The sequence below is a fragment of the Mobilibacterium timonense genome (assembly GCF_900155555.1).
Classification (GTDB): Bacteria; Bacillota; Clostridia; order Peptostreptococcales; family Anaerovoracaceae; genus Allobaileyella; species Allobaileyella timonense.
This window is the reverse complement of the sequence record NZ_FUHN01000008.1, coordinates 594264-616097: the sequence shown is the minus strand read 5'-3', so window position 1 is coordinate 616097 and position 21834 is coordinate 594264. Positions and strand designations below refer to the sequence as shown.

Sequence of the window (21834 nt, the reverse complement as noted above, 5' to 3'; positions counted from 1 at the left end):
AGACGGCCCGCAGATCCGCGGACAGCCATGACGGCCCCGTAAGTTACGTTATGAATTTACATTATAGTACCGATATCTGTGAGAGGGTACTCCGGGAACCACTTGCATGTCAATCCCCGGTCCTCGATGAATTTTCTTATCTTCTCAAAGTCGGGATGTCTGCTGAGGTCGCCGTTGAAGATGATCTCATTCCCGATCCTGCCGCTGGCTCCGCCGATAAATCCAGTATCGTGACCCGGCAGCTCCACATGTCCCGGTTTGACCAGGAGCACCTCCAGATCCTCCACCTTCTGGCATGCCTTCGCGATCCCCTCATCACCGGTGATCAGGGATTCTCTGTCCACCACGACGGTATTGCACTTCGTGTATCCCTGCCTGCAGCCGATGAGGTCCACGGTCCAGACCCCTCTGGCCCTCTCCAGGAGCCCGGGGTCTGTGTAGTTCAGATTGTGAATGAAATACCTGCTGGTGCAGACGGCATTGAATGCCACATCCTCGGGATATCCACATGGACCTTTCCGGGTATCGAAGTCGTGGCAGTCCGCCTTGTACAGGATGGCATTCCCGTTGATGTCGTTGTATCCCAGGCGGCAGAGGAAGATGTCCGGGTGGCTGGCCACGGCCTCCTCCACGATCCCCTCGGAATACATGAGGACCACGTCCAGATCCTTCGCTGATATGTAGTCCACAAGCCTCTTATCCGCATCCACTGAGAGGAATATCTTCGAATATGGGTCAACCATCTCGTTCCATTCCCTGCTGAAAACCTTTACTTTTCTGATCATAATTTTCCCCCCGTATAAGTAATACGCGAACAATGCCATTACGTCTGCAAACTATACTGCCCCGGATCTTCTACATCCGGTCGTCCATCTCGCCTCTCAGGTCCCCTTCCATGAGCTCGTGGATCTCCTGGCGGCTGAGGCCCAGGCTGAGCAGATAAGCCAGCTTCGTCACTATGGCCTCAGTGGTCATGTTTCCTGCGCTGACCACCCCCGCCTCCACCAGCTGGGAGCTGACGTCATACGTCCCCAGGCGGACTTTTCCCTGAGCGCACTGGGTGCCCACTACCACCACCGTTCCGTTCTCGATGGCCTGGCGTATTACATACGGCAGCTCCTCATCGTAGTTCGGCATGTTCCCGGTGCCGAAGGCCTCTATCACCAGACCCTCCAGGTTTTTCGTGACGATGGGCGCGAAAACGTCGAAGTGTATCCCCGGGTGGAGCTTGATCACGCCGATGGAAGTCCGGCGCATCTCCGTGAGCTTAAAAGGTCTGATCTCCGGGTCGGGCTTCTCCAGGATCAGGTTGCAGTTGTAACTGATCTCGATCCCCGCAGATGCCAGAGACGGGTAGTTCGGCGAAGAGAAGGCTATCAGCCTGTCCGCGGAGGACTTGTAGGACCTGTTCCCCCTCAGGAGCTTGTTTCCGAAGTAGAGACAGACCTCCGGCACCACCGAGTCCGCAGCGATGAGCATGGAGGTGATGAGGTTATCCTTGCCGTCGCTCCGGAGCTGGCACAGCGGGATCTGGGATCCCGTGAGTATCACCGGTTTTCCCAGATTCTCCAGCATGAAGGACAGCGCCGACGCCGTGTAGGCCATGGTGTCCGTGCCGTGCAAAACCACGAACCCGTCGTAGTCCTCGTAACGGCCGGCGATCTCCCGGCCTATTTTGTTCCAGTCACGGTAGGTGATGTTAGAGGAATCCAGAAGGGGGTCCAGCTCCACCAGGTCCCACTCCGGCATGTCCGCGGCGGACAGGTCCTTCAGGTTTGACAGCTCCTTGTTCAGGGCGCCCTTCTCCGGAGCGTAGCCCTTTTCAGTCGGCACCATTCCTATAGTGCCGCCGGTGTATATGATACAGACTTTTCTCATTCGGTCCTCCAGGGAAAACAGTTGATCATTTCGTTGATTTTTTTCAGGAAAAAGGTTTTTCCGCCAGGCGAAGACTGCGGTCGCACCTGTCTCCGGCCCGGTGCCGCGTCGGCGCTGCAAGGGTGCGGCTCCTAAGGTCTGGACTCGAATCCCAGCTCCTCGGTGTGGCAGGTCATTGTATCTCCCTGGATCTCCACGATCCCGTAGGAACCATTCGAACCGTCCCTCGGATACGCTATGCTTCCTGGGTTGAAGATCGTTATCCCTCCGCACTGTGTGAGGACCGCCTGGTGGGTGTGGCCGAAGAAGGCTGCCACACATCCCCGCTCCGCCGCTTTGCCCGCCAGCGCCTCATAGCCCGACTTCACACCGTATCTGTGGCCGTGGGTGAGGAAGATCTTTCCGGCAGAAGTGGTCAGGACCCTGTCCCATGGCACTCCCTGCGCCTGCCCCCATCCGTCACCGTTGCCGGCCACAGGAATGACAGGACGGCCCGTGCTTCTTTCAAGGTCAAAGGCGTCCTGAAAATCGTTCCCAAGGTGGATTATGTACTGAGCGTCAGGATATTTCCGGATCGTCTTCTCCCCCCGGTCCAGCTTACCGTGAGTGTCGGATAATACAAGCATCAGCATGTGGAAAAAACATCTCCTGTTCTTATTGTCAATAATGGCCCGGGCTTCTCCGGGGAAAAGCTCAGGCCATTACATATTACACCACAAAGGCGAAGTGTTCGAGAAAAAAGTTATGTTTGAGACTGTTGCAATATCATCCGCCCCTTCCTGTATCAATCGGCGTTCTCTTTTGCAAACCTCATCGCTTCCCTCTGATCTTTTTCGGAAGGCTTTCCCCGCAGGTAGAAAGAACGCTCAGCCACCTGGATCCCCTGTCCCTGCAACTCCTCCTTGATCAGGTCTATTGCGTGCTTTGAGAACCATGATGTGGAAAACACCACGGCTTTTTTTACGTTTTCCTTCTTCAGTGAAGCGATGTAAGTCTTGAGGTGTTTATCGATACCGTAGGCATAGAGGGCTCCTCCGATAAAGAGCACGTCTACAGGCCGGGAGATCTCCGCTCCCTGCTGATCAACAGAAACCGCCTCCACGCCCAGGGCGCTTGCCATTGCCTCTGCCGCGATCTTAGTGTTACCGGACCTTGAATAATATCTCACTGCGTGATCCATGTCCATATCCTCCTAGTCGATATATCTTCTTAAGCACTGGACTCTTTATATATCATATGCGGTGAGCTTTCAAACGATTCTGTGACACATCTTATGCCTGAAGTGTCTTTTGTCCTTTGTTTTCTTTGTGCTCTTTATGTTCCTGGCGCTTCTGGCGGATCTTCTCCTCAGTCGCCTCGATGTTGGCAAGCTCGCTCTCCTGTGCGGTCTCGATGGCGGCGTAGTCTCTGGCCGCCTCTTTTTCCATGCCTCTCTCCGCCTCCTGGGCGACCTCTCTTGCAGTCTCCATCTCCTGAGCACCTGCGCCCTCGGCGACCTTGTTCTTCTCGCCTGTGAGGGTGATCACAGAAGCCGTGAGGAGGAACAGGATGCCTACGACGGTGTTCCACTCGATGGACTCACCGAGGATGGTGATGGCGAATATCGGTGCGATGGCCGGCTTGATAAAGAAGGCCAGGGAACCTGTGGTTGCGTCAGAGTATTTAATGGCTATGAAGTAGAACAGGTATCCGAGCCCTGTTACGAAGATGCCGCTGTACAGCACCACCAGCGGGTTTGCGGTGACACCGGCGAGTATCGGGCGTCCGGTGAGCACCAGGACTACCAGCAGGATCAGAGACCCCAGTATGAAGCTCACGCTCGTCTGCATGAAGGTCCCGACTCTTGCGATGGACCTCTTTCCCATTACAGTGTACGCCGCAAACGTAACGGCCGCCACAAGCATGAGGATGATCCCCGGGATGGTGTTTCCCGGCTCAACGTCCCATGGCCTGATGAGGAACACGCCTGCCACGATGCCGACGGCAAAGGCCAGCGCCTTTCTGGATGTCATCTTTTCCTCTGTGAAAATGTGGGCTATCACCATGGTGAACAGCGGGTTCATGCAGATCAGTGCAGCGGCTGTCGCGGCGTTGCACCTCTCCACTCCCAGCTGGAAGCACAGCATGCTGATCGGGATCCCCACGGCTCCGACCAGTGTAAGCCATCTGATATCGCCCGCCGTGAGGCTGTATCCGCTTTCGTGGGCCTCCTTGATCCCCATAGGGAGAAGGATCAGTCCGCCTATCATGAATCTGAGGAATGTGAGCTGGACGGAGTCAAATGAACTCCCTCCGATTTTCAGCGCCGTTTCCATGGTGCCGAAAAGAAGTGCGGTAAGTAAAACACAAGTTACTACTCTTTTCATAGAGATCCGGGGCACCCGCCCCTGCCTTCCTTTCTGCGGTGAATCGAAGATATGTTTTTGTAATGTAGTGTTATGATGAGACGTTTATTGAAAAAACAAATGTTTATTGAAGTGGTATTCCGCGGGGACGGCCTCACAGGCCATCCGGCGCAATAAAAGAGACCGACCCGGCAGAGCTGTTCCAACTTGCCCCTGCCGGCCTCCACGGATATGTTACTCTTGTTTTGTAACCATTGCAATTAAGCACTTTTAGAAAAACAGTGCATGAAATACTTAGCACTATTCGCCCTGGTCGCTTTCCTGTCCGTCCTGGCTGTCACGGTCGTCCAGCTCACGGCCGTCGCGTGCCCGTCGCCTGTCCCCCGGAGCCAGCTGCCTGAGAGACGCCGAGGCGAGCGACCTGAAGATGCGGAAAAAGTTTTTCCTGCTCTCCTCGTCCACCGACCCGAGGGATGCCACGATGGTGACGATCTTGCCGGGGGTGAAGTTCTTGAGATCCGTCAGGGTGTTGATCCCGTTGTTCACCAGCAGACCGTACAATGTCTCGGTGAAGTTCTCCCTCTCTTCGTACGTGGCGGAGGTGAGCCAGTCCCTGATGGTCCTGTCGTTGAATTCGCCGGCCTGAGACAGGCCGTCGCAGTAGACGAAGTCCATGCCATCAACGGCCCAGGCAAAAGCGTAGTGCTGCATGATCCCCACGCCCTGGCAGTCCACCACCTCATAGTCCCCGGTGTCGCTCATGAGCATGCCGATGATGCTGGCCTTGGGCACCAACTTGCGGACATAGATGTTATCCCTGTCCTGTATCTCCTGGAGCTTCTCGAGCACGTCACTGCGGAAGCCCGGCCCGTCGTGGCTGAAGATCTGTATTATCCGGCTGTGTATGCCGCCGTCGCACTTCAGGCCGCCGTAGATGGCCATGTTCCCGCCCTTGGAATGGCCGCCGATGATGACGCGCCTCCGCCGGCCTCGCCGGTCCTTTTCCCCGAAAAACCTGTTTATGTAGTCCACAGCCATCCCCTGCGACGGGACTTCCTCCATGAAGGACATGTTGAAGTCCTCCTTCCAGCCCAGAAGGTTCCCATCTGTGCCCCGGAAGGCAATGTAGTCCGTGGTGTCGTCCAGGACGAAGGTCATGGCCCCGAACTGGGCCTCGATGTCCCGGTCCATCTCCGCCTCGATATTGAGTATCTGCAGGTCCCTGAACCGCGGGCTGGCGGCCGCGAAGGCGAAGAGCTCCAGGTTGCTCTCGTCGGAGATGTCGTCGTCGAAGACGCGGCGGAAAAACTCTCCCCGGAAAAAGTCTTTTACCCTCGGCGCAGGGCTGCGGCCGAAGACTCCCGTCTTCGGGAGATCCAGCTCGTCCTTCACCCGCTCCAGACGTGCATAGCTCAGCTGGGACAGCACCAGGCTGTCCACCGGGTTGAATGGAGACTGGCTGAAAGTCTCGTTGGTCTCTCTCACGTAGTCGATTATGTTCCGGTGTGTATCGGGCATGTCACTCCTCCTCGCCGGTCAGCATGTGGCATTTTTTCTCCAGAATGTCCTGAGCGGGGCCGATGTCGCTCCTCCTGCACAGCACCTCGATCACGTCTCCCCCAAGGAGCCTGGTGCGGCCCCCCGGGATCAGCTCTCTGTCGCCCCTGCGCACGGAGGTGATGAGGGCTCCCGGCGGCAGCTCCAGGTCCATGACCTGCCTGCCGTCCATGTAGGAGCCGGTGTGGATGTCGCCGAATATGATGGCTCTCCTCTCACGGCCCCTGGTCTTCTTGTCTACAGTACGCTCCTTCTGGTACCTCGGCCTGTCGATCTCCACGATGTCTTCTTCCTGAGGCGTCAGCTTCCTTTTTTCAAGGCGCCTGTTCAGGAGCTGCTCGTAGACCGGTTCTCCGCCCAGGGTGTCGGCTACCATGTAGGCGACCACGGATATGAAGGTGAGGGACAGGAAGCTGCTCAGGTCTCCCGTCATTTCGGTTATCAGGATTATCCCGGTGATCGGCGCCCTGACGATGGCGGCGAAGTAGCCCGCCATCCCCAGGATCACAAAGGACGCGATGTACACCTGGTCCACTCCCAGCAGCGCGGAAAGGCCGCGGGAATACAGGCCGCCGGTGAGGGCGCCCAGGACCAGGAGCGGCAGGAAGATGCCTCCCGGGGAGCCTGAGCCGAAGCTTGCGGTGGAAAAAAAGAACTTCCACACCAGCAGGATGGCGAGGGCGCCCAGGGTGAATCTCCCCGCGCTGATCATTGCGACAAGATAGCTGCCGCTACCCAGCACCACCGGATACAGGAACATGGCCGCGAAGGCCATGAGCATGGCGGCGATCATTTTATAGAGAGGCTTTCTGTCTCTCCCGTGTCTTCCGGAAGGACCGGCAGCTGCATCTCCGGATGTGAAGACCGAGGAGACGGCCTTGTCCACCAGGCGGCCGATGCCGTCGAACAGATCCTGCATCGCCGCCAGAGTCCTGTTGTACAGGACGCCGAAGGCGCCCAGGATGAGTCCCAGGGCGAGCACAGACCAATAGAGCCTGAGCGGGAGCTTCTCCGTGATGCTGAAGTCGAATACGGGGGTGAGTCCGATTATGTTCACGGCCACGTAGTCGGCCACGGCCGTGGATACCATTGTCGGTACCAGGACTTCCAGGGAGAAGTTCTTGTGGAGCTCCTCCAGTGAGAAGAGAGCTCCCGCCAGCGGCGCACCAAAGGCGGCGGCCAGGCCTGCGCCCGCTCCGCAGGTCATGAGAAGGCGCTCTTCCGTGAGGTTTGTCTTCCTTATGCGGGCGCAGGCCTTCCCCAGCATCCCGCCGATCTGGATGCTGGGGCCCTCCCTGCCCAGGGCGAGGCCGCCGCCTATCGCCAGGGTGCAGCCCAGAAGTTTTGCGGGCAGCACCCTCCACCAGCACTGATCCTCAAGTCCCTTCATCTCACCTTCCACCTGTGGGATGCCGGAACCGGAAATATCCGGCGCCCAGCGGAGCAGCAGGTATATCAGCACTGCCAGCACCATCAGGATCCCGAGCACCACAAGAGAGTGGGATCCGCCCGTCCTGGCGAACTCCACCATTCTGTTTCTTATTACGTCTCCGTTGTTAAGAGCAAGGCGGAAGAGAGCTATCACCGTGCCGGTCACCCCGCCCACCAGGGCACCTTCGAGGATCATCCTCCTCTGAAAGTGCTCCCGGCGCGCCACGTTCCTCACCCGGTACCTCGCTCCTTCCGCCTTGTTTTTTCCAGTATTTTTTTCAGTCATCTAAACTCTCTCCGGCTTCGGACCATCATTAGCCTCCACCTTGATGTTCAGCTTGTTCTTCCTCCTGCCGAACTGGTCGAATCTCATGAAGTACTCGGCATCGATCGTCCCGACGCCCTCGTCGCTCATGTCGATGTCCAGCTTGTTTGTATATATCTCAAGCTCGAAGTTCATGGCCTGAACGGGGGCCACATACCTGGTGATGGTCCGGACACCCTTTTCCAGCCGGATGTCCATGTCACCGGGTTCTTCGGTCCCGAAGCGCTTTATCTCCAGCTCCGATGGTTTTATGCGGATCAGGGTCTTCACGTTGGTGCCCATGCCCATCTCCTCGGCCTCGTCGTAGAGGAGATACTTCGTGCCGTTCACCGTGTAAAACACCCCCTCCGTATCGATGTCCAGGCTGTCCTCCAGGTCGTACTGCCTGGCGAAGGCCGGACCCTTTTCCTCGAGGCGCTCACCGTACTGGGCGCTGCGGAGCCTTATGAACACCGGCTTCTTCACCCTGCCGTCATCGGACGTGCCCTCCAGGCCATCCATCAGCTCCTCGTCAGTCACACCTTCGTCGATCATGCCGTTCTGTTCTTCTGTATAATCTGCTGTATAAGCTGCCATCTGGCCTCCTATCTCAAATCCGCTGCTATGTCTGACGCCAGCTTCTCCAGATCGGCTCTCGTCTCTTCCTTGACCGAAGACCTGACAGTCACCATATCTCCAACGAAGGTCATCCTCTTGAGACCCTCGAAAAACTCTTTTACCTTCTTCCCGCTCGCAGGATTCCAGGACCCGTTCTGGATGATGCTCACCCTCTTGTTCTGGACGCCCATGGACTTCATCTCAAAGAGAGCCTCCTCCATCTTGATGAAGATCTCCGCATTGTATGTGTTGGCGGCCACCAGCAGATTGCTGTACCTGAACACCTCCGGCAGGATCTCCATAGGATCCTTTCTGGACACGTCCATGATCTTCATGTTGTCCACGCCCATTTCCGCAAGCTCCGCGGCCACGATCTCCACCGCGTTCTGGGTGTTCCCGTAAGGCGAGGAAAACAGCATCAGCACGCCCTTCTCTTCAGGCTCGTAGAGAGCCCACTTCATGTAGGCGTCGATGTACTTGTCCAGGTCCTTTCTGATGACGTATCCGTGGAGTGGACAGATCATCCTGATGTCCAGGCCCGCGGCCTTCTTCAGGAGGTTGGCGGTGAAGTTTCCGTATTTGCCCACGATGGTCGTGTAGTATGATCTCGCCTCAGGAAGCCACTCTCTGTCGAAGTCGTACTTGTCCGCAAAAATATTTCCGTTGTGGGCGCCGAAGATACCGAAGGCATCCGCCGAGAAAAGCGTTCCCGTCGCGCTGTCGTAGGTGACCATGACCTCAGGCCAGTGGACCATCGGCGCGTTGATGAAGGTGAAGCTGTGGCGCCCGGTGGTCAGAGTCTCTCCCTCTTTAACCACCATGAACTTTTCGTCCACGTCCCAGCACACGTACTGCTTCACCATGGCCTTGATCTTGGATGTGCCCACCACCTTAGCCTCAGGGTGGCGTAGGATCAGGTCCTCCAGAGACGCGCTGTGGTCAGGCTCCACGTGGTTCACGATAACATAGTCCAGCTTTCTGCCATCCAGGAGATGCCTGATGTTCTCGTAAAACACCTTGGATACGCTGTGGTCAACGGTGTCCATCACCACCGTCTTCTCGTCATCTATAAAATAAGAGTTGTACGCCATTCCGTCAGGGATCGGTATCGCTCCCTCAAAAACAGTGATTTTGCGGTCGTTGCCGCCGATCCAGTACATGTCATCGCTGATTTTGTTAACGCAGTACATTCGGTGCCTCCTTGAAAAAACCTTATCTCAAAAGCCGCAGACCACGGGGTCCCGCTGGCTTTTCACATTCACATACGCCCTATGATTATACCGCCTGCGTCCATGTTTAATCAACGGCAGATAAGGTCGTCATTGTATATTTCCACGTCATCAAACAGGCTGTCACTCCCCGTTTTTTAAAGTTCTTTTCGCAGTATCTCCTTTTTCAGTGACACATGACCACACATTGAAAACACTTTTATTACATAAGGTGACAATATACTAATGTCAGACGATAAAACGCTACAGGAGGATCCCAGATGGATTACGACAGAAATAACAGAAACGGCGGTGGTATCATAAACCCTGCCACAGGGCGTCCATATGGCACCCTGGAGAACGACACATCAGAAAGCGGCGATCCCCGCCAAAACGGCTGGACCGCCGGGAACCCTTCAGAACAGGGGAAACAGAGTCACAGTGACACTGAGAAGACCTGGGGTGGCGCCGGAAGCGGTGTATCAGGTAACTCACAGGCTCAGGCGCCTTCTTATGGAGACTGGAGCAGACAGGGGAGCAGCAGAAACGATAATGGCGGCTGGAACGGAAACGGTAACGGCGGAGGAGGCTGCGGAAACGGCGCAGCACCTCGTCAGCCGAAGCCGGTGCACTACGTTTCCAGGACTTTTCTGGTAGTCGCTCTGATAATAACGATGGCCGTCTCCACCGTGCTCGGCGGTCTCTTCGGCTTCTGGCTCTACGACCGCGCCAGCAGCTCAAGTTATTCCAACCTCTCCAACGTATCCCTGGAATCCGCTGCCGGAAGCGAGAAGACCATAGAGGAGATCGTCTCGGAAAACGAGGACTCTGTGGTGGAGATCACTACGGAATCACAGGAGATGTCCATGTTCGGAGTACAGACAAGCGAGGGTGCCGGCTCCGGTGTCATCGTCTCCGAGGACGGCTACATCGCCACCAATTACCACGTGATCGAGGGCAGCAGCAAGGTGACGGTAAAACTCCACTCCGGTGAATCCTACGATGCCGAGGTCGTCGGATACGATTCGAACAACGACATAGCGGTGCTGAAGATCGACGGGAAGGATCTGACCGCCGCAACGATTGGAAAGAGCTCTTCCGTGAATGTGGGAGACCTGGCTGTGGCCATCGGAAATCCTCTGGGAACTCTGGGCGGCACCGCCACATCGGGCATCATAAGTTCCCTGGACAGAGAGCTGACCATCGATGGCAGAAAGCTCTCCCTCCTCCAGACGGACTCTGCCATCAACCCGGGGAACTCCGGCGGCGGACTCTTTGACGGAAGCGGAAAGCTGATCGGCATCGTGGTGGCAAAGGGTTCCGGCACAGGCATCGAGGGGCTGGGCTTTGCCATCCCTATCGACACGGCTGCGCCGATAATAAATCAGATAATCGAAGACGCCGAGTGATACCAGGTGATAGCTGCAGCGGCGGAAGGGCCGGGCAATCTGCAGGAACATGCGATCTTTCACGAAACACGTGTTGTTCTACAATATGTACAATGCATTATGCCATGTGCCTTTTCGAGATTTTTACGGTATGTTACACTATTAACGATGTGAGGCTTTTCGATACTAATACGAATAAATGCTCCCGAGCCTGTCTCCGGAGCATATTTTTATGCCTTCACCGCCAGGCAGGGACGCGCCTGTCCTGAAGCGCCGCACAGAGATCGCACCGCGCTGTATGCTTATACCTGCAAAAGCACCGCACGGCGCTGACTGCTTTTCCTCGCGAAGCACCGCAGCATGACATTTTTTTCACCGGAAAAGAAAGGAGAACACCCTGATGACCGTATATGCCGACCAGAACCTCATGAAGACCAGAGAAAACACAGTGTACCAGGTGGCCAGCCTGGCCTGGGATCACCCGGACGATCTGGACAAGGAGCTGGAATATCTGCCGGACAAGGTCATCCCGGGTCCTCTTCCAACATACAGATGCTGTATCTACAGGGAGCGCGAGGTCTTCCGCCAGAGGATCCGCCTTTCCACGGGAAAGGCCCCTGTCCCTGAGGACAACGGCAGGATGATCCACGTGCTCACGCCGGCGTGCTCCGACTGCCCGATCTCCGGTTACCTGGTGACCGAGGTCTGCCAGAACTGCGCCGGGAAGTCCTGCCTGAACAGCTGCAAGTTCGGCGCCGTCATAATCGGCAAGGACCGCACCGAGATCGACAAGACCAAGTGCAAGGAGTGCGGAATGTGCGCCCGCTCCTGCCCGTACAACGCCATCGTACACATAAAGCGCCCGTGCAAGACCTCCTGTCCGGTAGGCGCCCTGACCTACGACGAAAACGGCCTCGCGGTCATCGATCCGGAAAAGTGCATCAGCTGCGGCCAGTGCCTCCACAAGTGCCCGTTCGGTGCCATCGGCACGAGGGATTCCATCCTGCAGGTCATCCGGGCGATCCAGTCGGGAAAAAGGGTTTACGCCATGGTGGCGCCGGCTGCCGAGGGGCAGTACGGCAAGGGGATAACCGTGGAGAGCTGGCGGCAGGCCGCAAAGAAAATAGGATTTTACGATCTCGTGGAGGTCGCTCTCGGAGCAGACCTCACAACGGAAGCGGAGGCCATGGAGTGGCATGAGGCCTACCTCAAGGGCGAAAACAAGGTCACCTCATGCTGCCCTGCCTTCGTTAACCTGATCAACACCTACTACCCGGAGCTGTCCTCCTGGGTGAGCACCTCTGTCAGCCCGATGTGCCAGCTTTCCAGGCTCATCAAGGCGAAGGACCCTGAGGCGGTCACGGTATTCATCGGCCCGTGCGTCGCCAAAAAGTCCGAGGTCCAGGACCAGAAGATAGATGGCAATGCCGACTATTCTCTCATCTTCGACGAGTTCGAGGCTCTGCTCCGGTCCCGCGGCGTATGGTTCGAGCCTCAGGAGGAAAGGGAGACCGGAGCTGATCAGCAGGGAAGCGTCTACGGAAAGAGATATGCAAACGCCGGGGGCGTGGCCAACAGCGTCGTGGAGTACCTCAAGGAAAAAGGTTTTAACGACGAGCTGCCGGTGATCCGCGTCAGCGGCGTCAAGGAGATAAAGAAGGTACTCGACAGCGCGGTAAAAGGCCGCCTCATGGAGGACTACCACGCCCAGTTCATCGAAGGCATGTGCTGCGAAGGCGGCTGCTTCCACGGCCCGTGCAGCAACGACACCTCGGTCAAAGCAAGAAAAGTCCGGGAGGACATGCTGAGCAAGGCCGACGACCGCACCATCATGGAGAGCCTGGACACGGTCTTCAAGAGTGAGGACTCCCCGGAATTCAAGAGACACAGATAGACGTTAAGAGGCTGCCGCACTTAAGTGATGCTTACCATGACGGGTAACACACCTAAATGCGGCAGCCTCTTTTTTTCTTATTATCTTACACAACTTCCTCTAAAAGCAGCTCCTTGTGCTCCCGGCGAGCCGCCCGCCTACATCGGCAGAGCGAAATACCTTTTTGCGGGAGTCTTGCTGAGGGCCGCTCCGATGGCTAGGGCGGCGCACTCACCGACTATGAACTGGCAGATGTTCCAAGGGACCTCGGCCAGGGCCGTTGCGGCGTTTCCATACATCGGGATCTCCACTACAAGATATCCCAGCACCATCACCAGACCTCCGGCGGTCATGGCGAGAACATCGGCTTTTTTGCCTGCCTGTCCGTGGCTCTTCTTAACAGCTGCTTCTATGATGAGGCCGCAGACGAAGGCCATGGCGAATTTGATGAGGAACGTCCAAGGGGCGAAAAACGCGTACCCGCCCAGCACGTCTCCGAGGCTGGCGCCAAGGCCGGCGGCCACGGCGCCATATTTTCTGCCCAGGAGAAGAACGCCCAGGAAGATCACCGCGTCTCCAAGGTTCACGTAACCCTGAGTCATCGGCACGGGGATACGGAAAAATGATGTGGCGATGAGTATCATTCCCATGATGAGGGCGGTGAACACCAGCTTGTTCAGGTTGCCGCTCCTGCCGTTGTTGTTGATGTTGTTTTCCATATGTCTTTCCTCCAGGATCTTTGTATTTTTGTCTTTCTTTCGTTGTGTTGAATGATAGCACCAAACTGTTCGTATTTAAATACGCAATTTGATTGTTTTTTTGGATTACAGTTTTACATATGGAAGCCAATTTACAGGGCTTACGCGGAACAGCAAGTACAGATTTTGATTTTTTTGTTCATAACAGTTTTTCAGGACGGGCCATGCCTCACGCTGCGGCACACTGCGGCGCTGCGCGGCGGAGCGGCCTATCCCCACACCTCTTCGGCTATCTCCTTCACAAGTTTCAGCTTGGCCCACTGCTGGTCCTCAGTGAGCTTGTTGCCGATGGCGCAGGAGGCGAACCCGCACTGAGGGCTGAGACACAGCCTGTCCAGAGGTATGATCTTCGCGGCCTGGGCGATCCTCTTCTTTATGACTTCCTTGTCCTCCAGCTCCGGAGTCTTGGTGGTGACGAGGCCGAGGACAACCTTCTTTTCACCGGACACGAACCTGAGCGGGGCAAAGCTTCCCGAGCGCTCGTCGTCGAATTCAAGGAAATAGGCGTTCACATTTTCCGCTCCGAAAAGCTCCGGCGCCACGAAGTCGTAGGCACCCGAGGAGAAGAACGTGGAGTGGTAGTTCCCCCTGCACACGTGGGTGTTCACGGTGAGGTCATCCGGCAGATCCTCCAGGACTAGGTTGTTCACCTTGAGCAGAGCCTTCTTGACGTCCGACAGCGCCCTGTCTCCGCCGAATATGCCTGCAGCTCCCGGTGCCACGATGGCTCCCCAGGTGCAGTCGTCCAGCTGGATGTTCCTGCAGCCCGCCTCGTAGAGCTGACCGATAACGGTCCTGTAAGCGGCTGCGATGTCCTCTATAAGCTCGTCGTTCGTAGCGTAGAACTCCCTGGTCTTCCCCAGGTTCCCAGGGACAACGAACTGCATGTAGGTCTGGGCAGGAGCTGGGATCGTCTGCTTCGCCACGGTGTTCTCGTCCTCGAACTGCTTCAGGAAACGGAAGTGCTCAACAAAAGGGTGCTGGTGATCAGCCCTGATCTTCCCCACCAGGTAGACGTCGTCAAGCTTTGCCAGCTCGCCGTTGAAATCTATCCCGTTGCCTTTGTCCTCGTGCTCGACTCCCGAAAAGCCCCACATGAAGTCCAGGTGCCAGAATTCCCTGCGAAACTCACCATCGGTGATGCAGTGGAAGCCCAGCTCCTTTTCCTTCGCCACCAGGTAGGTGATCTCCTCGTCCTGGACCGTCTTCAGCTCCGCCTTGGTGATCTCTCCTCTCCTGTATTTATCGGTCGCCTCCTTCAGCCTCTCCGGCCTCAGAAAGCTCCCCACGAAATCGTATCTGAACGGTGTTCTCAATTTTCCCATGTCTCTGTCCTCCTCTATCCTTTGTATTATCCTTCATTATCACTGGTTCGCGCCGCCCCGGCCACGTGCCCCGGAGCCGCGCCGCTCCTATGCATTCTGTCTGTGATTCGAAACAATTTATTCACAGCCCTTCGCGCTTTGCATGTTCAGATAATACTTGAATATTCGCCTTAGATAAAATATCATTATTTTAATTTTTTCATAGCAAAAATCTATTTCAGGAGAAAACATGACTCTCAAGCAGCTTCACTACGTCCTCAAAGTGGCGGAGACCGGAAACATGACAGAGGCCGCCGCGCGCCTTTTCATAGCTCAGCCCTCGCTGACCCACGCCATCTCCGAACTGGAGAAGGAAATGGGGATCACCATCTTCGTCCGCACCAACCGGGGCATCACCGTGACAAAGGAAGGCGAGGAGTTTCTCGGGTACGCGAGGAACGTCATGGAGCAGACGTCGATCCTCGAGGAAAAGTACAAGAGTGGCCACCAGGACAACCCGCGGTTCTGCGTGTCGTGCCAGCACTACTCCTTCGCGGTGAGCGCCTTCGTGGACGTGATAAAGCTTTTCCCGGCCGAGGAATACGACTTCATCCTACGGGAGACCGAGACATATGAGATAATCGAGGACGTGAGCAGGCTGAAGAGCGAAGTGGGGGTCCTCTACCTTTCCAAGAGGAACCAGGACGTTATGCAGAAGGTCTTCCGCAAGAACGAGCTGGTCTTCACGGAGCTCATGCAGGCCACTCCCCACGTTTTCATCAGCAACACTCACCCGTTGAAGGACAAGGCCTTCCTGACCCTCGAGGACCTGGAACCGTACCCGTACCTCTCCTACGAGCAGGGGGAGAACAACTCCTTTTACTTTTCCGAGGAGATCCTCAGCACCCTGGAACGCAGGCGGAACATCCAGGTCCGGGACAGAGCCACGCTTTTCAACCTGGCGATCGGCCTTGACGGATACACAGTATGCTCGGGGATCATCGACAGGAAGCTCAACGGCAGCAACATCATCGCCAAGCCCCTGGAGGCCGATGAGGTCATGAGAATCGGGATCATACGAAGAAAAAATTATCCCACATCCAGGTATGGCAGCGCTTTCATCAGCTTCCTGAAGAGGCACGTACAGGAAGGAGAGGAGTGATCTATGGACGTAGTCGAGACTTTTGGAAAAACCGTTGACCGCCAGTGCGACAGGGATCCGGCAAAGGGCCGCAGAGTGCTTCGCGCCGGATGGGAAGCACAGCTCTTCCGGTTCCGCCACATGCCGGTGAAGGCCCTGATGCCCGCGTATCAGTACCTGGCCGCCCTGATGATGGACACCATGCTGAAGCCCCTGCGGGATCCGGGCCATTCGGCGGTGGTCAGCATCTTCACGCCTTCCCAGCTCCTCCAGGAGGTGGGGCTGTCGCCGTACAACGCAGAGGCCTATTCCGCCTATCTCCTGGGATCCAGATGCGAGCACAGCTGCATCCTCACCGCAGAGGCCGCCGGCCTTCCGGAGACACTGTGTTCCTACCATAAGATCTTTACGGGAGCCGCCGAAAAGGGACTACTGCCACGGCCGAGGTGCATCGTGTACACGAACCTCACCTGCGACGCCAACATGCTGACCTTCAAGCGCATGGAGAGATTTTTCAACGTGCCCGCCTTTTTCATAGACGTACCGTGGACCCAGACCGAAGCCGATGTCCGGGCAGTGGCTTCCCAGCTGCGCGACCTGGGGCGCTTCCTGGAGGACATCACCGGAAATAAAACAGACGAAAAGCGGCTGATGTCCCGGATCCGCCGCAGCATTGATACCATGGATACCTTCCGCCAGGCCAGGCGCCTGCAGAAGGATAAATACATCCCGACGGACCTGGTGTCCCCTCAGTACGGCGCCATGGTAAACAACGTTCTCCTCGGCACACCTGAAGTGGAGAAATTCGCCAGGATGCTCCTCAAGGACGTGAAGCTGGCGGGTCCTGCAAGAGGAAAGAGGATCTACTGGGTCCACACCAATCCATACTGGTCAGACGCCATGCACAAAGCGCTCTACATCAACGAGAGTGCCCAGATCATCGGCTCGGACATGGAGCAGGTCGTATACCCTGAGGAGATGGCAGCGCAGGATCCATATGAGGCCATGGCCAGGCAGATGGTATTCAACCACCTGAACGGGAGCGTCGAAAGGCGTATACAGGCCGCGATACAGCAGGCGAAGGAGACCGGCTGCGACGGCGCTGTCTGGTTCAACCACTGGGGGTGCAAGCACACACTTGGAGGCTCGGCCCTGGCAAAAAAGCGCTTTCAGGAGGCCGGCATCCCGTGCCTCGTCCTGGACGGGGACGGAGTGGACAGGGCCCACGGCGGGGAAGGCCAGACAGCCACCAGACTTGGTGCGTTTATTGAAATGCTGGAGGACCGGAATGAGTGAGAACAGATCGATCGATCACAGATCAAGTGACCACAAGATACATTACGAATGCAAATACACCCCCGTTGAACTCATCGAGGCCTTCGGTGGAGAGCCGGAGCTGCTGAACCGGAGCTCTGACACCTTTCGCCAGGCCGAGATCCTGGGGAGCCCGAACCTGTGCGGCTTCGGCAAGTCGGTGATCGAGACCGCCATCGACGAACACATAAAAGAACTTTTCCTGGTGAACTGCTGCGACACCATCCGGAGCGCCGCGGACATCATCGCTGACGCAGGCGATACCGGGTTCCTCTACACAATGGATCTGCCGCACTGCATGTCCCAGTGCAGCCGGGAGCTCATGACCGCGCACCTGGAAGACTTCGCCATGAGATACGGAGAGCACACGGGGCTGACCTTTGATCCCGACAAATTCCGCCAGGCCTTCACAACCGTTGAGTGGCCGGACGGTCCGTACATCGCCGTGATCGGAGCAAGGATGAGCGACGAGCTTTTCGAGATGGTGGAAAAGACCATGCCTCTCCCCTGTAGAAACCTCTCCTGCGTCAGGGGACGGGACCTCGGTGCCTCCAGGCCGCCGGAGACAGACGATTTCCACCGGCTCATGGACTGGTACGCCGGGGAGCTGCTGGCACAGACGCCGTGCATGCGCATGGAGGACGTCACGGGGCGGAAAAGGCTTTTCAGCGACCCTGACCTCGCCGGTGTGATCTACCACACCCTCAAGTTCTGCGATTTCTACAGCTTCGAGTACTCCCGGGTCAAGGACGACCTCCAGGTGCCGATGCTCAAGATCGAGACCGATTTCACCTTGCAGAGCAGCGGCCAGCTCCTCACCAGGCTGGAGGCCTTCGGGGAGACGCTGAGGATGTCGGCCGGCGCCAGGTTCAGTGGCATCTCTGGGAAAAAAGAGAGTCGTGCACCCGAAGGGCCGGCGGCCGGCCCTGCCTGCAGTCCTGAGGACAAGCCGGGAGCCGCAGCAGCGCCAGAGGCAGGTACAGGGCCGGAGGCATATTCAATGCTCGATGCGGATGCAACGCTGGAGGCCGGGAAAAAATATTTTGCCGGTGTGGACAGCGGTTCCACCAGCACCGACATCGTGATAATGGACGAAGCCTGCAGCATAGTGACAACAGTGATACTTCCAACGGGCGCCGGCGCTGAGAACAGCGCGGCCCGTGGCGTCGCTGCGGCCCTTGAAAAAGCCGGCCTCACCCGTGATGACCTGGCCGCGCTCACCGCCACGGGCTACGGGCGTGGCTCGATACAGATGGGCGACAGCCAGGTCACCGAGATCACCTGCCACGCCCGCGGCGCCCACTACCTCGATCCCGATGTGCGGACGGTCATCGACATAGGCGGTCAGGACAGCAAGGTCATCAGCCTCGACCCTTCCGGCAGCGTGAAAAACTTCGTAATGAATGATAAATGCGCTGCCGGAACCGGACGATTCCTGGACAACATGGCCCGCACCCTGGAAATGGACCTGGACCAGATGTCTCAGCGCGGCCTGGAATACAAAGAAGACATCACCATCTCCAGCATGTGCACTGTATTTGCCGAATCCGAAGTGGTCTCTCTGATCGCAAAAAACAAGTCCGCAGACGACATCGTCCACGGACTCAACAAATCAGTTGCCGCAAAGACAGGCACCCTTGTGGCCAGGGTAGGAGGCCAGGAGAAATACATGATGACCGGAGGCGTTTCCAGGAACCGTGGCCTGGTCAAGGCGCTGGAAGAAGAACTGGGGTGTGAACTGGTGATCAGCCCGTACTCTCAGCTATGCGGTGCCATTGGCGCCGCCCTCTTCGCAAGAGACTCATCGATCAGGTAGGAAGCCCTTTTTCATCAAAAAACCGGGATCGCACGCCGCGGTCCCGGTTTTCCTATATTGATCATTCAATTCCGATCTTACTTCGACAGCTTCCTGTTCTGGGCGATCCCCCAGATGAGGGCGATCACGAACATCACTGCCATCCACACTGCGGCGATCCAGAATGCCGTAGTGTTGACTCCGGCGCCTGTGCTACCAGAAAGCGCTCCTGCGAATGGGTTCATGATGTATGGGCAAACGAACTGGCCAAGGTTCTGCGCGCATGTCGTCATGGAGATTGAAAGTCCGGCGACTGCCGGAGGTACTGCGTTTCCTGCCTCAACGAAGATGCACGGCATAACGATGGAAAGGGCGAGTCCGAAGATGAACGCTCCAACATAGATGAGCAGAACGGAACTCGCTGCCGCCATGAGGACGTATGCCAGCGCGATACCAAGGAAACCGATGCTCAGGGAGACCTTCCTGGTGACGGAAGCGAACTTTCCGTAAATAAGACCCATGATGAATCCGCCGATCATCTGCAGTGATACCGCATTGCCGGACTGTGCTGCGGTCCCCACTCCCTTTTCCGCGATCAGATAAGAAGCGAACACGGAGAACACCATTCCAGCGATAAAGAAGATGAACATCACGAGGGCCCAGATCCAGGCCTTCCCGGTGAGCTTTGCCTTAGTGGCGTCAGACGCTTCGCTCGCGGACGCCTTCACCGGCTTGTCTCCGGGGATGCACGCGAACGCAAGGATCAGGGACACGATGGCGACCGCATAGACTATGAATGAATATCTCCATGACACCTCAGCGAGACGGCCGGAGATGAAGATCATCACGGCTGCACCGAGCATCTGCATGGCGGTCACCATGCCCTGGACCCTTTCGCGCTCTGCTCCCTCAAAGTACTGAGCTCCCAGCGCTGTAGGTATCACCTGGCAGATACCTATACCTACGCCCAGGATGGCGCGGAACACGAGGATCAGCCCGAGCGAATTCAGAAACACTGGCACGATGCCGCCGATGAGAAACAAGATGACCCCAAGGATGGCAAGCGTCTTCTTGGATATCTTGTCTATGGCAAGCCCCACGATGATGGTCGTAGGAATCACCGCCAGGCACGGGATGGACACCAGATTCTGGATCATTGTCTGGGACGCGTCCGGGAAATTGCTTCCGATAGTTGAAAGGGCTCCGGATACAAAGATCACCCCCATCATGAGGAGCGATACTCCGTATATTCCGACCTTTATTCTTCCCTTACTCATTGTATTATTCTCCCTTCATTTCCGGAGCGCCGCGGCCCCGGATCGTAGTACTCAATATTCAGCTTGATCACGCCGAAGTGTCAAATTCGTCACAAGTACGAGAAAGGGCGGCTGCCGTGCAGCCGCCCTTTTTTCCGGACTCTGCAGTTCGGAATTTCTCGGTGTATGATGTGAAAGGCTTTAAAGGTAATAGCTAAAATAACAAGGAAGTTTCAACCGCTTTGCTCCAGTATTCCTAGAACGTGGCAGTCCCGTTCCACACTTCGTCGTGATCCGGGATCTCCGCGTCAGGATACTTATATGCGATCCTGGAAACGTTGATGAGATCCTCGAATCCCAGGTTCTGGGATACAGAGCAGCCTGCCCAGGAACCGCAGCCCAGTGTTGCCGTAGGCTCGAGACCTACTGCCAGAGCAGGGTTCGCGCAGAACACGCCCGGAACGTTCACCAGGAATCTGGATACAGGCAGCATCTCTGCGGCCTTCTCGATCTTGGCCTCGTCGTTGGTCCAGATGACCGAAGAGTGTCCGGCACCCTCGGCCATCAGGTTCTCCTTGGCCAGTCTCAGAGAATCGTCGAAATCCTTGGATACGATGTGGGCTGCCACAGGCATCATCTTCTCTCTGCACAGAGGCTCGTCCTTACCGTTCTTGTAGATCCTGACAACGATGTTCTTCGTTCCCTCAGGCACCTTGATGCCGGCCATCTCAGCGACCTGTTCAGCACTCTGCCCAACAGGCTTTCCATTGATCTTGCCGTATCCTTCAGGGAAGAGGCACTCTCTCAGCTTGTCTCTCTCCTCATCGTTGTCGATGTAGTAAACACCCTGGTCCTTCATGATGTCAACGACCTTGTCTGCTATGGACTCAGGTGTGATGAAAGATCTGTTGCAGGCGCAGATGATACCGTTGTCGAATCTGTTGGCGAACAGGGTATCTCCTACCATCTTCTCCAGATCGTCGTATTCCTCATCAACGATGGTCTGGCTGTTTCCAGGTCCTACGCCGTATGCAGGCTTTCCGGAAGAGTAAGCAGCCTTCACCATGCTAGGTCCGCCGGTCCCCAGAACCGTGTCGGATGCAGCCATCATGGCCTGTGTCAGCTCGACGGCCGGCTCCTCAACGCACTGGAAGATGTTGTCAGGAGCGCCTGCCTTCTTCAGAGCCTCGTTGAAGATCTGGCATGTGTGCAGTGTGGACTTCTTTGCCCTCGGGTGAGGTGCGCAGAGGATCACGTTTCTTCCCTTCAGCGCGTAAACTCCGTTGAAAAGGATAGTGATGTTAGGGTTTGTCGTAGGGATGACGCAGGAGATGATCCCCTTAGGGTGAGCCACGAACTTGAGGTGTCTCTTAGGGTCCTCTCCGATGACGCCTACGGACGGCTTGTTCTTGATGGCGTACCATACGCCGTCAGGGGAGCCTGTGTTCTTGGCGATCTTGTCAGGAACGTTGCCCAGACCCGTCTCGGCAACAGCCTCTTCTGCCATCTCCTCGGCGTGCTCAGCAAAAGCCTCGCAGCATACTTTACAGAGTCTGTCGATCTCCTCCTGGGAGTAGCTCTCAAGCTCCGCCAGCGCTTTTCTGGCCTTTGTCACCATTTCATCTACTTGCTTCTGATAATCCATGTCTCCTCCTTATGGAAAA

General features: G+C 56.6%; 18 protein-coding genes. 5 read left to right on the top strand and 13 right to left on the bottom strand.

Annotated elements, in window-relative coordinates:
* Positions 1–56 precede the first annotated feature (56 nt).
* From BQ7382_RS08940 to BQ7382_RS08900, 9 genes are all read right to left on the bottom strand, one after another.
* Positions 57–785, bottom strand: a complete 729-nt coding sequence (locus tag BQ7382_RS08940; protein WP_077391761.1) for a DUF6873 family GME fold protein — start codon at positions 783–785, stop codon at positions 57–59.
* Positions 786–855: 70 nt separating this feature from the next.
* Positions 856–1878, bottom strand: a complete 1023-nt coding sequence (gene ansA / locus BQ7382_RS08935) for an asparaginase (protein WP_077391760.1) — start codon at positions 1876–1878, stop codon at positions 856–858.
* 131 nt (positions 1879–2009) lie between these two features.
* Entirely contained in the window at positions 2010–2510 is a 501-nt protein-coding gene (locus BQ7382_RS08930) for a metallophosphoesterase family protein (RefSeq protein ID WP_077391759.1), read from the bottom strand.
* 152 nt (positions 2511–2662) lie between these two features.
* The gene (locus BQ7382_RS08925) at positions 2663–3058 is read right to left on the bottom strand and encodes a flavodoxin family protein (RefSeq protein ID WP_159437283.1); all 396 of its coding nucleotides are present in this window, start codon (positions 3056–3058) and stop codon (positions 2663–2665) included.
* A 91-nt stretch (positions 3059–3149) separates the two neighbouring features.
* On the bottom strand, positions 3150–4244 hold the full coding sequence (locus BQ7382_RS08920; protein ID WP_077391757.1) for a DMT family transporter: 1095 nt from the start codon (positions 4242–4244) through the stop codon (positions 3150–3152).
* A 279-nt stretch (positions 4245–4523) separates the two neighbouring features.
* A complete protein-coding gene (locus BQ7382_RS08915; protein WP_077391756.1) occupies positions 4524–5741 on the bottom strand; it encodes an Mbeg1-like protein in 1218 nt (405 codons plus the stop codon).
* Between the two features lies 1 nt (position 5742).
* Complete coding sequence (locus tag BQ7382_RS08910; protein WP_077391755.1) at positions 5743–7497, bottom strand: ClC family H(+)/Cl(-) exchange transporter; 1755 nt, start codon at positions 7495–7497, stop codon at positions 5743–5745.
* Positions 7498–8112, bottom strand: a complete 615-nt coding sequence (locus BQ7382_RS08905; protein ID WP_077391754.1) for a DUF1934 domain-containing protein — start codon at positions 8110–8112, stop codon at positions 7498–7500. It abuts the gene before it with no gap.
* A gap of 8 nt (positions 8113–8120) precedes the next feature.
* Positions 8121–9323: an FprA family A-type flavoprotein gene (locus BQ7382_RS08900; RefSeq protein ID WP_077391753.1), complete on the bottom strand. Its 1203-nt coding sequence runs from the start codon at positions 9321–9323 to the stop codon at positions 8121–8123.
* 299 nt (positions 9324–9622) lie between these two features.
* On the opposite strand from BQ7382_RS08900, the gene BQ7382_RS08895 reads away from it, so the two are divergent.
* Together BQ7382_RS08895 and BQ7382_RS08890 are read left to right on the top strand one after the other, a co-directional pair.
* On the top strand, positions 9623–10750 hold the full coding sequence (locus tag BQ7382_RS08895; protein WP_235847992.1) for a S1C family serine protease: 1128 nt from the start codon (positions 9623–9625) through the stop codon (positions 10748–10750).
* A 379-nt stretch (positions 10751–11129) separates the two neighbouring features.
* Positions 11130–12623, top strand: coding sequence for a monomeric [FeFe] hydrogenase (locus tag BQ7382_RS08890; protein WP_077391752.1), 1494 nt, complete (start codon positions 11130–11132; stop codon positions 12621–12623).
* Between the two features lie 137 nt (positions 12624–12760).
* Here the strand turns inward: BQ7382_RS08890 and BQ7382_RS08885 are convergent, their stop codons facing one another.
* Positions 12761–13321 carry an ECF transporter S component gene (locus BQ7382_RS08885; RefSeq protein ID WP_077391751.1) on the bottom strand — a complete coding sequence of 187 codons (561 nt, stop codon included), beginning with the start codon at positions 13319–13321 and terminating at the stop codon, positions 12761–12763.
* A 248-nt stretch (positions 13322–13569) separates the two neighbouring features.
* Positions 13570–14685 (bottom strand): 5-methyltetrahydropteroyltriglutamate--homocysteine S-methyltransferase, encoded by a 1116-nt coding sequence (locus tag BQ7382_RS08880; RefSeq protein WP_077391750.1) that lies wholly within the window; start codon positions 14683–14685, stop codon positions 13570–13572.
* A gap of 229 nt (positions 14686–14914) precedes the next feature.
* Between BQ7382_RS08880 and BQ7382_RS08875 the strand changes: the two genes are divergently transcribed.
* Genes BQ7382_RS08875 through BQ7382_RS08865 form a run of 3 tightly spaced genes read left to right on the top strand, consistent with a single transcriptional unit; the run spans position 14915 to position 18935 of the window.
* A complete protein-coding gene (locus tag BQ7382_RS08875; RefSeq protein ID WP_077391749.1) occupies positions 14915–15826 on the top strand; it encodes a LysR family transcriptional regulator in 912 nt (303 codons plus the stop codon).
* A gap of 3 nt (positions 15827–15829) precedes the next feature.
* Positions 15830–17101, top strand: coding sequence for a 2-hydroxyacyl-CoA dehydratase subunit D (locus tag BQ7382_RS08870; protein ID WP_077391748.1), 1272 nt, complete (start codon positions 15830–15832; stop codon positions 17099–17101).
* Positions 17094–18935: an acyl-CoA dehydratase activase gene (locus BQ7382_RS08865; protein WP_077391747.1), complete on the top strand. Its 1842-nt coding sequence runs from the start codon at positions 17094–17096 to the stop codon at positions 18933–18935. Before BQ7382_RS08870 ends, BQ7382_RS08865 begins: the two co-directional genes overlap by 8 nt.
* Before the next feature lie 77 nt (positions 18936–19012).
* Here the strand turns inward: BQ7382_RS08865 and BQ7382_RS08860 are convergent, their stop codons facing one another.
* A complete protein-coding gene (locus tag BQ7382_RS08860) occupies positions 19013–20191 on the bottom strand; it encodes an MFS transporter (RefSeq protein ID WP_077391746.1) in 1179 nt (392 codons plus the stop codon).
* A gap of 235 nt (positions 20192–20426) precedes the next feature.
* Positions 20427–21815, bottom strand: coding sequence for an aldehyde dehydrogenase family protein (locus BQ7382_RS08855; RefSeq protein ID WP_077391745.1), 1389 nt, complete (start codon positions 21813–21815; stop codon positions 20427–20429).
* Positions 21816–21834 lie beyond the last annotated feature (19 nt).

What these genes read in the sequence shown, in the direction of transcription:
- BQ7382_RS08940 (WP_077391761.1), bottom strand. Translation starts at nt 785, where the DNA reads ATGATCAGAAAAGTAAAGGTTTTCAGCAGGGAATGGAACGAGATGGTT.
- ansA (WP_077391760.1), bottom strand. Translation starts at nt 1,878, where the DNA reads ATGAGAAAAGTCTGTATCATATACACCGGCGGCACTATAGGAATGGTG.
- BQ7382_RS08930 (WP_077391759.1), bottom strand. Translation starts at nt 2,510, where the DNA reads ATGCTGATGCTTGTATTATCCGACACTCACGGTAAGCTGGACCGGGGG.
- BQ7382_RS08925 (WP_159437283.1), bottom strand. Translation starts at nt 3,058, where the DNA reads ATGGATCACGCAGTGAGATATTATTCAAGGTCCGGTAACACTAAGATC.
- BQ7382_RS08920 (WP_077391757.1), bottom strand. Translation starts at nt 4,244, where the DNA reads ATGAAAAGAGTAGTAACTTGTGTTTTACTTACCGCACTTCTTTTCGGC.
- BQ7382_RS08915 (WP_077391756.1), bottom strand. Translation starts at nt 5,741, where the DNA reads ATGCCCGATACACACCGGAACATAATCGACTACGTGAGAGAGACCAAC.
- BQ7382_RS08910 (WP_077391755.1), bottom strand. Translation starts at nt 7,497, where the DNA reads ATGACTGAAAAAAATACTGGAAAAAACAAGGCGGAAGGAGCGAGGTAC.
- BQ7382_RS08905 (WP_077391754.1), bottom strand. Translation starts at nt 8,112, where the DNA reads ATGGCAGCTTATACAGCAGATTATACAGAAGAACAGAACGGCATGATC.
- BQ7382_RS08900 (WP_077391753.1), bottom strand. Translation starts at nt 9,323, where the DNA reads ATGTACTGCGTTAACAAAATCAGCGATGACATGTACTGGATCGGCGGC.
- BQ7382_RS08895 (WP_235847992.1), top strand. Translation starts at nt 9,623, where the DNA reads ATGGATTACGACAGAAATAACAGAAACGGCGGTGGTATCATAAACCCT.
- BQ7382_RS08890 (WP_077391752.1), top strand. Translation starts at nt 11,130, where the DNA reads ATGACCGTATATGCCGACCAGAACCTCATGAAGACCAGAGAAAACACA.
- BQ7382_RS08885 (WP_077391751.1), bottom strand. Translation starts at nt 13,321, where the DNA reads ATGGAAAACAACATCAACAACAACGGCAGGAGCGGCAACCTGAACAAG.
- BQ7382_RS08880 (WP_077391750.1), bottom strand. Translation starts at nt 14,685, where the DNA reads ATGGGAAAATTGAGAACACCGTTCAGATACGATTTCGTGGGGAGCTTT.
- BQ7382_RS08875 (WP_077391749.1), top strand. Translation starts at nt 14,915, where the DNA reads ATGACTCTCAAGCAGCTTCACTACGTCCTCAAAGTGGCGGAGACCGGA.
- BQ7382_RS08870 (WP_077391748.1), top strand. Translation starts at nt 15,830, where the DNA reads ATGGACGTAGTCGAGACTTTTGGAAAAACCGTTGACCGCCAGTGCGAC.
- BQ7382_RS08865 (WP_077391747.1), top strand. Translation starts at nt 17,094, where the DNA reads ATGAGTGAGAACAGATCGATCGATCACAGATCAAGTGACCACAAGATA.
- BQ7382_RS08860 (WP_077391746.1), bottom strand. Translation starts at nt 20,191, where the DNA reads ATGAGTAAGGGAAGAATAAAGGTCGGAATATACGGAGTATCGCTCCTC.
- BQ7382_RS08855 (WP_077391745.1), bottom strand. Translation starts at nt 21,815, where the DNA reads ATGGATTATCAGAAGCAAGTAGATGAAATGGTGACAAAGGCCAGAAAA.